This window comes from Pseudoclavibacter sp. VKM Ac-2888, assembly GCF_015351285.1.
Classification (GTDB): domain Bacteria; phylum Actinomycetota; class Actinomycetes; order Actinomycetales; family Microbacteriaceae; genus Pseudoclavibacter.
Window position 1 is genome coordinate 738,124 of record NZ_JADKSM010000001.1, and the last position, 13,036, is coordinate 751,159.

Consider the following 13,036-nt stretch of genomic DNA (forward strand, 5'->3'; position numbering starts at 1 on the left):
CCTCTTCTATGCGGGTGTGACGTCCGAACGTTCGGGTGCAGCCGTGAGGGAGGTGAGCGTCAACGCGTCCGGCCAGGTCAGGTCGGTCCCGGGGATGGGCTGGCCGGCGAGGTCCTCCGTCATCTCGCGGAACTCCTTGTCCTTGCGCCAGCGGCCCGCGAACTCGGCCACCACCTCGTCGGGGGTCTTGTCCTGCCTCGCGGCGATCGCGTCGACGAGTCGGCCGAAGTCGGCGCCGTGGCCTTCCGAGTGGGCGAGCATCTTCTGCCGGTGCTCGGTGCTGCAGTCGTCCTGGGCCGATATGTAGAGGACGGTACCGACGCTCCGCAGCTGCGACTTCGCTTCCGTCATCGCGGCCCGCTCGGTCTTGATCGTCTGCGGCCATCTCGATGCCCACGCGCCGACCTTGAGCGGCTCCCCGTCTGGGGTGGTGATGGCTTTCGCGGCGGCCGCGAGCTTCTTCTCGTCCCGCTCCTGCGTCTGCACCTGTCGGGCTTCACGGGCCTGGCGTTCCTCCGGGAGCTCCATCTTCGTCGGCCGGTCGACGGGCGCTGAGGGGAAGCAGACGGTGCAGGCACGGTCGCCGGCGTCCTCGACGAGCTCGGTTTCCGTCTTGTCGGAGTATTCCGGCAGCAGCTGGAACCGGGTCGTCGGGTAGCAGGTGGAGCAGCCGAGGGATGAGTGGACGTGCCCTTGCGGGACGACGAACGCGCGCGGCCACCGGCCTCGACGGGCGTGCTCCTCGTCGATCGCGTCGATCTGTGCGCGCATCGGTTCGATGATGGCGCGGGCGTCATTGACCTTGGCCTGGGCTCGCTCGAGCCGCTGGGCTCGGGTCATGCCATAGCGGAGGCGTTCGTCCGAGTGCTGGATGACGTCGACCTGGCGGAGGGCGAAGGCTCTGGCTTGCTCTGCAGTCGAGAGCTTGTCGAGCACATCGTTCAGCTCGGTGTCGACGTCGAATGGCGTCATGGCTTCGTAGGGGGACGCAGTCTCGAGATCCCCCGCCGGCGCAGAATGCTGCTGATGGCCGAACTGGCCGCCGATAGTGCCGTTGCCGCGGGCCTGCTCCCGTCGTGCTCGCGCGTCTGAGCTGAGCTGCGGCATCAGGCGCGTCCGTGCATTCGACGTGCGGCGGCAGTGCTCGTGGCGATGTCTTCGTCGAGGGCGAGCCGTTCGATGACGGCGGGAGGCGTGGACAGGTTGATGGCGACCGAGTGGCGCACGCGCGCGAGCGAGTGCTGACTCAGCGCGTCGGCATCGTCCTCGGTGAGCGTCACGTTGCTGGCCGCCGCGGCAAGCACGCGCGGGTCTTCATCGACGAGCAACCGCTCCCGCACCGCCTCCGGGAACGGCCGGTCGGCCCACGCGGCGACCTGGAATCGCTCGTCAGCGTCGGGGCTGGTGGCTCCCGCCTCGAGCACGTGGTCAGGGCAGGATCGGTGGGCGAGCACGTGCTTGCGGCGGAACGGGTCCTGGCTCGTCCACATGACCTCGGACGCGATCACGGGCAGGTCATCTCGGCGGGCAGCGGCGATGGTCATGGCCGCGGTCTCGTCGCTCTCGATGAGGTCGATGACGAGATCCTCGGGGGTGGCGGAGTTTTCGACGAGCGCCTGATTGATGTCGTCGTTGCCGAGCGCTGCGAGCTCGAGAATGCGCGCCCGCTCCTCAGTGGCGCCGGCCTCGTCACGGAGCTTGTCGATGACCTCGGCCGCGGTGTCGTAGCTGTCGACCTGGGTGGCGAACGCGGACTCGTTGAGCGCGGGCGCGGAGTGTCCCTGGAAGCCGAACTGTCCGGGCTGGGTGCCGTGGCCGCGGTGCTGCTCGCGGGCCTTGTCGGCGTCGAAGTTGGTCACGGAGGCTCCTGTCAACGGGTGTGGGGTGCTCTTCCCGCACTGTGTGCGGCGGAACTCGCAACCAGGCCGCCACCGCAGAAGTCGCGGTGACGGCCTGGTGATTGGGGTCGGCGGGTTAGGTGCCGGGAGCGATGTCGATGCCGAGATCCGCCGCGGTCTGCGTGAAGATCGGCGTCTGCCCACCAGCGGCGTCGGCCGTCTCGGACGCGGCGGCCTCGGCAACCACGGGCTCGGCCGCAGCTGTTTCGACGCTCGGCTCCGAGAACGACTCGACCTCGACCTCGACCTCAGCCACGTCTGCCGCCTCGACTTCCAGAGCGGGCGCCGTGGTGGCCTCGGTCTCGGCGGGTGCCGTCGCCTGCTCGGTGAGTGCGGGAGGCGCCCAGAAGCTCAGCTCCTCGTCGGGGTCGGTCGCGCCGGCGGGCGCGTACGCCGCGTCGTCCTGCGTGAGGTCCTCGGTCGGGGTCGCGGGGGCGTCGGTGGTCGTCATGCTGGCTCCTGTCGGCGTGGGGGTTGCGGTGGCCTGCGTGCGCTCGGTGACTCCGCTGGTGGGCGTCGTCTCCTGCAGCGAGGGGACCGCGGTCGGGGCGGGCACGAGCGGGATGACGACGCCATCGCCGGTCGTGTACGAGTCACCGCAGGGCACCCACGACGCGGAGCCTGCTCCCCCGGTGTTCACGACCGCGAAGTTGATCACGAGGCACGTGGACAGATCGAGCGGACCACCGTAGGGCTGGCCGGCGCCGGTCTGGTAGAGGATGTCGCGGTCGGCAGCGTTCTCCCACCACGTATTCGGGGCGGCCGTGCCAAGGCTCTCGAGCGGGCCCGCGTTCGTGCTCAGCCACGTCGCCTCGTTGGTAGGCACGACCTGGCCGGCGTGTGGGTCGGCGGGCATGGTGCCGAGGCTGAGCTCCACCGCCTGCTGGCCCCGCTTGAACGAGAAGTCGCCGGTGCCGACGAGGAAGCGGTCCGCGGGCAGCGCGGCCAGGCCGTTCTCCACGCGGATGGCGTTGTACTGCTCGATGAAGGCCGCGAGCATCTCCTGGGTCACGTCCGCCTCGTGCAGGCCCGGGATGACCGGGTTCTCCGGCGTCTCCGGGTCCGTCGGATCGGTCGGGTCAGTCGGATCGGTGGGAGTGGTACCGCCGCCACCGTCTCCCGAACCGGGGTTCGTGCCACCTCCTCCGCCAGGATTCGTGCCGCCACCGCCAGGGGTCTCTGGGGTGGTGCCACCGCCACCGGAGCCGCCGTCGCTCCCGCCGTCGCCATCCCCATCGCCACCACTGCCGCCGCCGCCGATGGGGTTCGTGATGACGCCGCCGACGGGCGGGGCGTAGTTGGGGAGCTCGGGCGAGGCGTCGACGCTCGTGTTGCCGTTCCCGTTCCCGCTGGGCGCGGGGGTGAGGGCGTTCGGGTTCACCACGACGTACGTGTCATCGTTGGTGCCGCTCGTGTTCGGCGAGGGAGAGGGCGAGGTGAGCGGTGGGGCGTCGCTGACCGCCTGGGGTGTGGTCGGTCGCGGGGTCGTCGGAGCCGTCGAGGAGGGCACGGACGAGTTCCCGGTCTTGGTCGGGTCGGGGGTGCCGTCGGCGACGTTGGACGTCGGCGAGCACGCGGCGAGCGCGATCAGCGCAACGGACCCGACACCGAGCGCGGTGACCGTCCGTCGCTGGCGGGTGAAGGTGGATGCGGACATGGGAGCCTTTCGCGAAGAGCGTGCGGGTGGTCGTCAACTCCTCCGGCGCAGAGTCGTTTCCCTTCCCTATGCGCGAGACGGCGTTCGACGCGGATCCTGGGTCCACTGAAGCCACGCGCTGAAGTCCGAGACCGGGATGCGCGCGACTTCCGTGTCCTGGTCGTTGAACGCGAGCACCCACTCGCCCGGAGCGGGAGTGACGCCCATCATCCAAGCGCGCACCGACATTTGCTCCCCGTCGAGGGTGACGATCAGCAGCTCCCGCTTGCCGGGCACCGTCGGGCCGATCTGCATGACCTGGCCGACGACACCGTTCGGGGCGTGCTCGTTCACGAACGCCGCCCACCTGCGAGCTGCCTCGTCGCGCCTCTCGATGCTGATGCGCGCGTGCCGGTACCCGAGGGCGTCCATGAGCCCGCCGACGGTGACGTTGCGCAGGAACAGCACCCCGTAGGTGGGCAGCGCGACGACGATCGGCATGAGCCACGGCTTCTCGGAGGACAGCGCGAAGAACTCCACGATCGGCGTCCACCCGAACCAGCTGAACAGCAGCATCAGCGCGAGCATCAGCACCGTCAGGACGGGAGTCGCGATCTGGAAGACCGACCAGCGCGGGGAGAACAGGGTCGGCAGTGCCAGGATCATCGCCCACACCGCCAGGAGCGTCGTCCGGCTCGAGACCACAGCGATGTCGGCCGGCCAGAACGCCCAGTGCCCGTGCAGTAGCGCGAACACTGGTGCCACGATCATCAGCACGTTGAGCACGATCGCTGCGACCCACCACCCGGATTTTCCTGGCCGCTGCTCTTTCGGGAGCCGCGTGGGCGAGTCCATCGGCCCCTCACAGCGCGTGAGATCGGGCCGCGGCGCAGCAGGGCGCGGCGGCATCGTGGTCGGCGCCGAAGGCTTGGACGACGTGCCTGGCTGAACCCGTTCGCGCGCCTGGCGCAGGTCCGCGTCGTAGAGGTAGCGAGAGTCGGGCCTCGAGAGCACGTCGAACGCTTCGGTGACCAGTGCCGCGCGGGCCGGGTCGTTGCCGCCAGTGTCCGGGTGGAGCTGACGGATGAGGCCTCGGAAGGCGCGCTTGATGTCGGCCTCGGACGCGTTCTCGTCGACGCCGAGCACCTCGTAGTGGGTGGCGGAGCCGGTCATGGTCGTATCTCGGCTCGTCGGACCTCGTCGGTGTCTTCATCGATCGGGAAGGACCAAGGGTCATTCACGAACTCGAGCGCTTGCGTGAAGCTGCCCGAGAAGAAGACATCGTCGTTGGACACGCGTCGATACGCGAACCGCATGTACTGGAGCGAGAGGGGCCCAGCGACCTGACCGCGCCGGGCCGCCTCGACTGGCAGGCTGGCGAACGACTCCGACAGCACCAGCTCGGTGTTCCCGCAGGTCTTGTAGGTGCAGCACTTCCGCGTCAGCTTCTTCGGGAGCATCTCCAGGTGCGGTTGCGGGATGATGACGCCCCAGTAGTCAGCCAGTTCCTCGTCGGTGCCGATGAGCTGGCGGACGCGGTTCTGGTGGGCAGGGTCGAATCGTGCAACAACGGCGTCGATCGCGCTCTCGGGCATCGCGGGGTCCTGTCTGGTCGGTGGGTGGTCGCCGGACTATGCGGGGATAAGCGTCCGGAACCGCTCCCGCGTCAGCTCGATGTGCTCCGCGCCCTGCTCGATCAGGAACGTCTCGTGACCCAGGCCCACTCGTTCCGCGGCTTCCGCGGTCGCGCCGGTGCCGGCGAACAGGTCGAGGATCTTCATGCCGGGGATCGGGCAGGCGAGCTTCACGAGCCACTCCATCACCGACACCGGCTTCACCGTGTGGTGCCGTACCCCATCCACCATCGGCCGTTCCCGCCCGGTCGCGCGTCCCGAGTAGTGGAACTGCGGGAAGTAGCGCGCGGAGCCGCGCTTCTGCGTCTCGAGCTCCGCGGCGGGGCATCCGTCCTCGCAGAGCACGCCTTCGATGCAGTCGGCCCCGTGGATGAGGAGCATGTTCGTTGGCCACCGGCCGCCCGGGTGGCTCAAGGAGGGCGCGGACCCGCGGGACATGTTCACGACGTCGCCGGCGACCGCTTTGCCCGGCGGACGGGAGCGGTCATCGTCGGTGGGGACGCGGCACGCGTCGATGCCGAGCCCGCCGACGCCGTGCTTGATGATGTTGTCGACCAGGTCTCCGTCGAGCGGTTTCCGGGCGACGAGGATCGGCTCGTAGGCCGGCTTCATGATGTTCTGCGCTCCCGCGAACGTCTCCGCGAGGTCCGGGCGTCCGCGCTTGGCGAGCAGCTCCTGCAGCTCCAGCCGCTTCGGGAACCCGTACGACTTCACCCACGCCACGATCCCGTCTCGCACTTCCCAGCCGGCGTCTTCGACCGCGGTGACCAGGCGATGGTGCGTGCGTGGGGCACCGAACGCGATGAGGTTCCCGCCCGGCTTCACCGTCCGCATCGCTTCCGCCCACAGGTCGACCGAGAACGCGATCCCTGTTGCATCCCACGACTGGTTCACCTGGCGGGCGAAGTCCACCTCGTACGGCGGGTCCGTGACGATCGCGTCGAACGTGTTGTCGGGTATAGCTCGAAGGGCGAGCTCCGAACGGGCGTGCAGGAGAGATGAATGGGCGGAGAGGCGCTCGGCGCTCGGAAAGGTCATGCCCTTTCTATGCGCGAGCGGGGTGGGTTCGGCTTCCGTCCGCTATGGTCAGTTCCCTGCGAGCACCAGTGGGAAGGATTGTGCCAGTGCCGATGTTCGACCCGTTGCGCGACGTTTGTGGGCTGTGCGAGACGCTTCCCTCAACGCCAACTGGCGAACATGTGTACCCAAAGTGGTTTCTCGGCGATCTCGACGCCAGCCATCGCCCACTCTTCCCATGGACCAACAACGGCGTGCCTCTCATACGGGAACGAGATCAGAAGCCTCTGCATCCACCTAAACGAGTGCGCGTGTTCTTCCCTGCCTGCCGCCCTTGCAACTCGGCTATGAACACGAACATCGAGGAGCCTGCAAAAGCAGCGATTCGTAGATTGCAGTCTCAGGGTTGGTCCGGATCGGCGACGGCCTCGGAGTGGCAGGCAATCGGAGTCTGGTTCGCCAAGACACTCCTACTCTCCCTCCACCCAAGCGCAAGATATTCCCTAGAACTCGTAGATCAGAAATGGGACCGACACTTGCCCTGGCAGCCGCCGGTGTCTTGGCTCTCGGCTGATCCGATCGCCATCCCCGACGACGTGTCCGTGTACCTGCACCGAGTGGACCTCGCGCAGAACCCAACCTTGGCCGCTCCGCGCCGATATTATGTTCCAGCCATTGCGGACCCCGATAACCCAGGTGAACGACAGATCGCCGCTCTCACCAAAAGTACCGACGGGATAGGCGTTTCCCTACTCGTTCATCCCGGGTGGGCAATGGACAACCCGATGGTCGGCGACAGCGAAGCAATCGATGCCCTTCGAGGTGGGGTCAGTCGTGACTTGGCTGCATTCCCACCTTTCGGCCCCGGATCCATTGGTTGGCTCGCAACATCCGCGCAACTGAAGCAGAGGAACAAGCTAGGAGCGCTCGAGCCTTGGAAACTCACGACGAACTTGTTCGCCCCGCTTCTCGAAAGAAATGACCTCGCGTCCTGGTGGCAGTTCCAGGTCTAGAGCGCGCAAGACGCAGCGGAATCGATGCCCGCATAGTGTCCCTGCGGCACCCTTCCTGCGGAGGCGAGGGTGCTGCCGCCCCTGCCCTCCTTACTCCGATTGCGAGCCCACCCCTTGACTCCCACCCCGTCCCGTCGCGCCTGGGTCACCGAACCCGGTGAATCACTCGTCGACGTCGCCTCTGCCCCCACGCACCCGTTCATCCTCATGACTCGCTTCGACGAGTTCCTCACCCAGAGCGGCCTCCCACCGGGCACGGTCGTCTCCCCCGACTCCATCGCGTTCACGCTCGCCCCTCGCTGGCCTGACGAGAAGGACTACGCCAAGATGCGCGGCGGCCTGCTCTGGCATCCGCTGTTCTGGCTCCCGCTCGAGGTCTCCCTCCCGTCCGTCTCCAAACACCCCGAAACGGGCGAGATGACGATGGAGTCCGTCGACGAGTTCGGCCTCCGCGTCGCGCTCGAGCTGGAAGCGTCCGGCCTCTACGACGCGGAGACCGGCACCTGGCTTGACGTCCTCAAGACCTTCACCGGCCTCGACGCGGACGACCCTGCCGTGCAGCAGCGCGTGCTCGCGTTCTTCGGCGGCGCCGAGGATGCGGAACTCGCCGGCATCGACCTCGACCCGATCCTCGCGACGGCAGAGGACGCGGCCGCGAACCCGAACTGGGCGTCCGATGTCGCGTCCGAACTCGCCGTCGACCACGCTCGCGTGCGCACCCTCCTGGGCCTTGTCGCGATCGAAGAGATCATCGAATCCGACGGCCGTGGGCTCGTCTCGCCCGGTGACGACTCTCCCGCCGAGCTGAAACTCCTCGCGAGGTCACTCGCGCCGGCCCTCGCCGCGATGCCGGTGCCGGACCCGATCACCGTCGAAGGTGGCGCCCAGGTGCCCGCCAACGACTACTTCCGCCAGACTGCCGACTACCTGGAGGAGCACGCCGACACAGGCGGCGTGGACTACCGCGGCGTCCTCGACGGCCTCCACCGGGTCATCGAGCTCGTCACCGCAGGTCTCGATGCCGAGCTCGAGCAGATCGCCGCCAAGCACCGGGAGGCCGACGCCGACAGCGAGTAGCCGTCCCGATCAACGGCCCCAGCGACGCTGTTTCGCTGGGGCCGTTGGCGTGCCCGCATAGACGGGGTGACCAGTCACCGCCGAACCAGAGGACGCACGACATGTGGCCTTTCCGCCGTCGCAGCACCACCACCGACGCATCTGACCCCGCCGAGACGTTCGCGCGCCCACCGGTGCCCGAGCCCGTCGATGATGACGTTGCCGAGGACTCGTTCTGGACTGAAAGCCCCGCGTCGCCACGCCACCCCGAGTACATCGACTTCGCGGACGCCGTCCCCGCGCGACACCCGGCCATGCCCCTCGCGACGATCCTCCTCGACCGGCCAGCACCGGCGTGTCGAGAGCTCCCGCCGACGGACCTCGACGCGGCCGTGCACGACATCCTCAACGACCTCGTGGGACCCGCCGGCCGGTATCGGTTGGTCCCCCGCACGCCCGGCGAGACCGACGGTGACGAGATCTTCACGAAGCTCATCGTGCAGAACGTCGCAGATCGCATCGGCGCCAGCATCGACGAAGCCTTCGAGCGGCAGGAGCTGGAAGCACCCACAGCACCGGTCATCGCGATCGAACCGCACCGAGCGAGGCGCGGATAGTCGGGCCGTTCAATCTAGACGCAGATTCAACAAAACTGAACGGACGTCTAGGTTGAACGCGCCCCGGGGCAGGACCTCCCCGTCATCGCCCGAGCTCAGCGGCGATCTGCGCGGACCGCAGCAGCGCGGCGGGGAAGTCCGACTGGCAGTGCAGGTGCCGCACGACCTAGCTGCCGCTGTGCCCCGCGAGGTGGCCGTCAGACGAAGTGCGCTTGAAGCACGCCGCCAGCTTCACCGTGGCGCCGCGGTGGGTTCGTGACGGGCGTCTGGCGAGACCACCGGGGAATCCGGGCCGACGCGAGTCATTCGCCGCCGGCTGCAGCGGTCGAAGCTGTGGGGCTGGCTTCACTCGGTGCGGGCTCGGGGGCTGCTGTTTCGGTTGGCTCGTCCGTTGCTGGTGGGGTGGGTTCAACGGTGGGTGGAGTGGGCGTGGACGGGCTGGGTGGCGTTGGGGCTTCGGGCGTCGTGGTTGTCGGCGAAGCGGGCGCGGCCGGAGCCGGTGCGCCGGGCGTGGGGGCTGCCGGAACGGGTGCCACTGGGGGCTGATATGTCGACGACCTCTCCGGTGTCCAGGAGTCGTCGATGGTGTTGTCGGTGGTGTCTGGAGCCCAGTCAGGGCTGTTGCCGAAGATGTCGACGGGTTTCCCGTCGGCGTACTTTTCCAAGAAGAGCTTGGGGTCCACGTGTGTTCCCGCGACCAGCACCTCCAGGTGCAGGTGTGGGCCAGTGGATGAGCCGGTGTTGCCGAGGAACCCAAGAAGTTGTCCGGGGGTGACGTTGTCGCCGATAGCGACCGAGGTTGAGTTTGCCGTCAGGTGCGCGTAGACGGACTGGACCTTCTGCCCGTCGATCTGGTGCTCGACCACGACGTGGGTGCCGAGCCCAGAGGCTGCGACCGGGACGACGTCGACCACCGTTCCGGCAGCGATGCTGCCGATGCGGGTGCCGGCGGGGCCTGCGAAGTCCAGGCCTCGGTGGTTCGTGGAGCATCCGTCGCACGGGGCTACTCGAGGGCCGAAACCGTCGGTGATCGTGACCGCCGTGAGATCGATCGGCCATTGAACTCCGGACGCCGTGGTGGACACGGCGATGGACGACGATGCGCGTTCCTCGAAGGCCCCGAGCGCTGCGGACGCGGGAACGGTGTACGTCTCCCCGGTGGTTGTCGAGGTGCCGTCGACGACGGGCGCGGCGAGATCGCTCTCCTGGAGTGTTCCTGAGATCGCGGCGCCGGCGACGGATGCTGCGAGAAGCACCCCGGCGGTGATCGAGAGCGCGGGGATGCTCATCATCCTGGAGCGCGCTCGTTCACGGCGACGCTGTTCGCGCCGACTGGACGGAACAGTGCCTTTGCTTCGAGCAATCCACAACGCCATGAAGATCTCCAGTGATCGAACGGTCTGCGCCGAGTGTAGAGAAGACAGGCGCGCGCGCATAGAGCGACTGGGTAATTGACGCGAAAGGGCGGATTTTTCGCTCACTTTCGGACCGATTTCCCCTGTCTGGTGCCGTTCTGCCCAAAAACGCTGTCGCTATCGCACTGCGCGCTTGCGTTCACGTCCGCGCGACCGTCGCGCTACGCCCGGCGCGGCCGTTGAGTACGGACGGCCGTATGTCGGCGTCAGTCCTCGGAGTGTTCGATGAGGTTTGCTCTGTCCAAAACCCAGCGGAGCATGTGCGAGCCGGCATCTTCTTGCCGGAGCTCCGTCGGCGTCCTCGTCACCGACAGCCAGAGGTCGTCTCCTTGGGCTCTGAGGCCGGAGTGGGGTTCGTCGAGCCTGGCCTCTATCGTGACGACCTCGTCGCCGCCGGTTCGGTACGTGCAGGATCCGGCGGAGGGAACAGCTTCTAGCTGACGCAGATTCAGTTCCTCGGCCACGTTGGCCGCGCTTCCGAACAGGCGTTCACACACCTTGACCGTGTCATCGGCCCCCGACTCGGTGAGTTCCTCGTAGGTCACGAGATTGCGTGCGACCTCGGCGGCCATGGTGGATGCTGGCCCTGTGGGCTTCTTTCGAGTGACCTGGTCAGAGCCCCCGCACGCAGTCAAGGACATCGTGACGAGGACGACGCCGCATGTGGCCACGACCACTTGCGGAGCGGACGCTCGACTCCACGGTGGCACGCCTCGCCACCGAGCACGCCTACTCGCTGCCTGCACGGGTGGCGCCCCCTCGGCCGGCGCGGAGGCCTTCCTCGTATCTCGCTTCTTCGCGGGCGCTGATGCCGCGAACCAGCATCAACCATTCTTCGTTCTCGACCTGTTCTCTCCACCATCGCCACCCGGCGTACCCCGTCGACATCACCAGAATGAAGACCGCGGCGAGGACCATCGAATTGGTGATGAAGCTCGAGGGAGCGTTAGCCCCAGCAACGGCGAATCCGAGGAGCAGCAGTACGATGCCGCACGCCGCCACCGTGGCGCCCGCAACTGCAGTTGTGAGCCAGGTTCCGACGAGTGAGATTGATCGAGGTTCCGCGGGGTAGCCCAGCGCAAGGTCTCGTCGTCGAGCTGCGCGCAGGTCGATGCTGTCGATGACCCGCGACGTCACCCAGATTCCGGTGAGCACCGGCGTCCCTGCGAGCAAGACCCACATCATGACCAAGGTTTGTCCGAGTAAGGCCAGCAGCGTTGTTGCGACGAACACGAGCGCTGCGCCGGCAAGCGTCCAGCTTCGCCATCGTTGTGTCCCACGCCGCCCGGGGAGTCGGGCGAGTCGTGCATGCGCGATGGATCCTGCGATGAAGATCCCGATGAAGATGGTGAGGCTGATGTATTCCATGCTCTGGCTTCTGTGCGGTCATAGCGGTTCAGGAGGCGGTGGGCTGGGCCGCGATGATGTTTCGGTGCAGACCGAGGAACCACAGGTCAGGTCCTCGCGTCTCGAGGACGTGCGCCTGACCTGTCTCCAACGTTCGATACACGCGCCCCGCGCTGCGGTGCCCGAGCAGGATGGCGTTCCCTACACGGAAGTCACCGCACTCTGCTGTCGTGACCGTTCGCAAGGTGACGTCTTCGACGCCCTCGCTCTCCCGTTTGCTGGTGATCGTGCGCGTCTTGGCTGGCGACGTCACCGCGAGCTGCAGCGTCAATGCAACCCCGAGCGCGGCTGCGGGTAGCGCGAGGCAGGCAGCGAGAGCCACTGTCGTTCGTGGTTGCCAGCGCGCACTCCCGCGACGAGTGCGCGTGTGTGGAGGCCGCGACTCACCGAGCGAAACGGATGCGTGATTCGGGGACCGGTGCAGGTCGGCTCGGGACGGCCCATTGGGCACGAAGGGTTTTCTGACGCTCGTCATATGCAGCAGCTCTCGATTGCGGATGCGCACGAACATCGGGGGCTGCTGCGCTCGGTTTAAGGGTGGGGTTGCGAAAGGTTCTCATCGTCCGCGCTGCCGCGCGCGCTGTGACACGCTGGACCTGGCCAAAATGGACGAAATGTGCACTTTTCCGAGAAATATCGGGAGGATGAGTTCACTTGCTGCTGCCACGAGCAACGAGGTCAACCGGACGCCTACCGGCCTGAGAAGGCTCGGAGCCCAAATTCGAGCCATCTCGGCGAGCGCCCCGCATATGCAGCGCATGACACGTCAAGCCCCTCGGAATCACTGCCCAGAGTCAAAGCGCGGTTGCATGCTCTCGTTTGAAGCGCACCTGCTCCGGACGCAAGCTTTCGCGTACCGCCACCACGGCCTGCCGCGTCAACGCCGGTGTCCGTCGTTCAGCCCCGAGGAGCAGCACCTCGGGCAGTGGTTGCGCACGGTCATTGCCAAGCGGCGCACCGGCTCATCCATACTGTCAGAATCGCAGTCGTGGCTCGTGCACGAGCTCATGACCGCACACCCGCAGCGGTGGGAACGCGTCCGACCGCCGGGTTGCGAAGGGCCTACGACCGATGATGGGCGGCTGTTGGTGATCCTGGGATTCGTCGCCCAGCACGGACGACTCCCGCGCCTCTTTGCCGATGCGCCTGACTGGTCGGAGCAGATCGCCGGCGACGCCCTGGCCGGACTCCGAACCCGAGCCCGCGGTAGCCGCCTGCGCGGCGAAGCGCCCGTGCCGACCCAGATCATCGCGACGTTGGACTACCTCTGCCCGGAGTGGCGAGGCCCGCGCGCACTGGAGCCGAAGCGGACGCTCGTGAAGCGCCCCCTTGCTGCTGCGTAG

The 13,036-nt window shown here is 67.4% G+C and carries 14 protein-coding genes; 4 read left to right on the forward strand and 10 right to left on the reverse strand.

The genetic code is table 11. The features are described from left to right. Window positions 1-6 precede the first annotated feature (6 nt). From ITJ61_RS03545 to ITJ61_RS03570, 6 genes are all read right to left on the reverse strand, one after another. Window positions 7-1,107 carry a hypothetical protein gene (locus tag ITJ61_RS03545; RefSeq protein ID WP_194685455.1) on the reverse strand — a complete coding sequence of 367 codons (1,101 nt, stop codon included), beginning with the start codon at window positions 1,105-1,107 and terminating at the stop codon, window positions 7-9. Beyond that, on the reverse strand, window positions 1,107-1,859 hold the full coding sequence (locus ITJ61_RS03550) for a hypothetical protein (protein ID WP_194685456.1): 753 nt from the start codon (window positions 1,857-1,859) through the stop codon (window positions 1,107-1,109). The genes ITJ61_RS03545 and ITJ61_RS03550 overlap by 1 nt, the downstream gene beginning before the upstream one ends. Window positions 1,860-1,974: 115 nt before the next feature. Beyond that, window positions 1,975-3,555, reverse strand: a complete 1,581-nt coding sequence (locus ITJ61_RS03555) for a hypothetical protein (RefSeq protein WP_194685457.1) — start codon at window positions 3,553-3,555, stop codon at window positions 1,975-1,977. Window positions 3,556-3,621: 66 nt separating this feature from the next. Next, window positions 3,622-4,707, reverse strand: a complete 1,086-nt coding sequence (locus ITJ61_RS03560; RefSeq protein ID WP_194685458.1) for a J domain-containing protein — start codon at window positions 4,705-4,707, stop codon at window positions 3,622-3,624. Continuing rightward, window positions 4,704-5,129: a hypothetical protein gene (locus ITJ61_RS03565; protein WP_194685459.1), complete on the reverse strand. Its 426-nt coding sequence runs from the start codon at window positions 5,127-5,129 to the stop codon at window positions 4,704-4,706. The genes ITJ61_RS03560 and ITJ61_RS03565 overlap by 4 nt, the downstream gene beginning before the upstream one ends. Window positions 5,130-5,165: 36 nt before the next feature. Continuing rightward, on the reverse strand, window positions 5,166-6,206 hold the full coding sequence (locus tag ITJ61_RS03570; RefSeq protein WP_194685460.1) for a DNA methyltransferase: 1,041 nt from the start codon (window positions 6,204-6,206) through the stop codon (window positions 5,166-5,168). Between the two features lie 326 nt (window positions 6,207-6,532). On the opposite strand from ITJ61_RS03570, the gene ITJ61_RS03575 reads away from it, so the two are divergent. The 3 genes from ITJ61_RS03575 to ITJ61_RS03585 all read left to right on the forward strand — a co-directional run bounded on the left by ITJ61_RS03575 (window position 6,533) and on the right by ITJ61_RS03585 (window position 8,871). Then, window positions 6,533-7,198 carry a hypothetical protein gene (locus tag ITJ61_RS03575; RefSeq protein WP_194685461.1) on the forward strand — a complete coding sequence of 222 codons (666 nt, stop codon included), beginning with the start codon at window positions 6,533-6,535 and terminating at the stop codon, window positions 7,196-7,198. Window positions 7,199-7,312: 114 nt separating this feature from the next. Further along, window positions 7,313-8,275, forward strand: a complete 963-nt coding sequence (locus ITJ61_RS03580) for a hypothetical protein (protein WP_194685462.1) — start codon at window positions 7,313-7,315, stop codon at window positions 8,273-8,275. 101 nt (window positions 8,276-8,376) lie between these two features. After that, window positions 8,377-8,871 carry a hypothetical protein gene (locus tag ITJ61_RS03585; RefSeq protein WP_194685463.1) on the forward strand — a complete coding sequence of 165 codons (495 nt, stop codon included), beginning with the start codon at window positions 8,377-8,379 and terminating at the stop codon, window positions 8,869-8,871. A 302-nt stretch (window positions 8,872-9,173) separates the two neighbouring features. Here ITJ61_RS03585 and ITJ61_RS03590 read toward each other — a convergent pair whose 3' ends face one another. The 4 genes from ITJ61_RS03590 to ITJ61_RS03605 all read right to left on the reverse strand — a co-directional run bounded on the left by ITJ61_RS03590 (window position 9,174) and on the right by ITJ61_RS03605 (window position 12,204). Then, entirely contained in the window at window positions 9,174-10,163 is a 990-nt protein-coding gene (locus tag ITJ61_RS03590; protein ID WP_194685464.1) for a M23 family metallopeptidase, read from the reverse strand. 329 nt (window positions 10,164-10,492) lie between these two features. Further along, a complete protein-coding gene (locus tag ITJ61_RS03595) occupies window positions 10,493-10,858 on the reverse strand; it encodes a hypothetical protein (protein ID WP_194685465.1) in 366 nt (121 codons plus the stop codon). A 157-nt stretch (window positions 10,859-11,015) separates the two neighbouring features. Further along, entirely contained in the window at window positions 11,016-11,654 is a 639-nt protein-coding gene (locus ITJ61_RS03600) for a hypothetical protein (protein ID WP_194685466.1), read from the reverse strand. Between the two features lie 28 nt (window positions 11,655-11,682). Continuing rightward, entirely contained in the window at window positions 11,683-12,204 is a 522-nt protein-coding gene (locus tag ITJ61_RS03605; protein WP_194685467.1) for a hypothetical protein, read from the reverse strand. A 298-nt stretch (window positions 12,205-12,502) separates the two neighbouring features. Between ITJ61_RS03605 and ITJ61_RS03610 the strand changes: the two genes are divergently transcribed. After that, the gene (locus ITJ61_RS03610; RefSeq protein WP_194685468.1) at window positions 12,503-13,036 is read left to right on the forward strand and encodes a hypothetical protein; all 534 of its coding nucleotides are present in this window, start codon (window positions 12,503-12,505) and stop codon (window positions 13,034-13,036) included.

What these genes read in the sequence shown, in the direction of transcription:
- ITJ61_RS03545 (WP_194685455.1), bottom strand. Translation starts at nt 1,107, where the DNA reads ATGCCGCAGCTCAGCTCAGACGCGCGAGCACGACGGGAGCAGGCCCGC.
- ITJ61_RS03555 (WP_194685457.1), bottom strand. Translation starts at nt 3,555, where the DNA reads ATGTCCGCATCCACCTTCACCCGCCAGCGACGGACGGTCACCGCGCTC.
- ITJ61_RS03560 (WP_194685458.1), bottom strand. Translation starts at nt 4,707, where the DNA reads ATGACCGGCTCCGCCACCCACTACGAGGTGCTCGGCGTCGACGAGAAC.
- ITJ61_RS03565 (WP_194685459.1), bottom strand. Translation starts at nt 5,129, where the DNA reads ATGCCCGAGAGCGCGATCGACGCCGTTGTTGCACGATTCGACCCTGCC.
- ITJ61_RS03570 (WP_194685460.1), bottom strand. Translation starts at nt 6,206, where the DNA reads ATGACCTTTCCGAGCGCCGAGCGCCTCTCCGCCCATTCATCTCTCCTG.
- ITJ61_RS03575 (WP_194685461.1), top strand. Translation starts at nt 6,533, where the DNA reads ATGAACACGAACATCGAGGAGCCTGCAAAAGCAGCGATTCGTAGATTG.
- ITJ61_RS03585 (WP_194685463.1), top strand. Translation starts at nt 8,377, where the DNA reads ATGTGGCCTTTCCGCCGTCGCAGCACCACCACCGACGCATCTGACCCC.
- ITJ61_RS03590 (WP_194685464.1), bottom strand. Translation starts at nt 10,163, where the DNA reads ATGATGAGCATCCCCGCGCTCTCGATCACCGCCGGGGTGCTTCTCGCA.
- ITJ61_RS03595 (WP_194685465.1), bottom strand. Translation starts at nt 10,858, where the DNA reads ATGGCCGCCGAGGTCGCACGCAATCTCGTGACCTACGAGGAACTCACC.
- ITJ61_RS03600 (WP_194685466.1), bottom strand. Translation starts at nt 11,654, where the DNA reads ATGGAATACATCAGCCTCACCATCTTCATCGGGATCTTCATCGCAGGA.
- ITJ61_RS03605 (WP_194685467.1), bottom strand. Translation starts at nt 12,204, where the DNA reads ATGTTCGTGCGCATCCGCAATCGAGAGCTGCTGCATATGACGAGCGTC.
- ITJ61_RS03610 (WP_194685468.1), top strand. Translation starts at nt 12,503, where the DNA reads ATGCTCTCGTTTGAAGCGCACCTGCTCCGGACGCAAGCTTTCGCGTAC.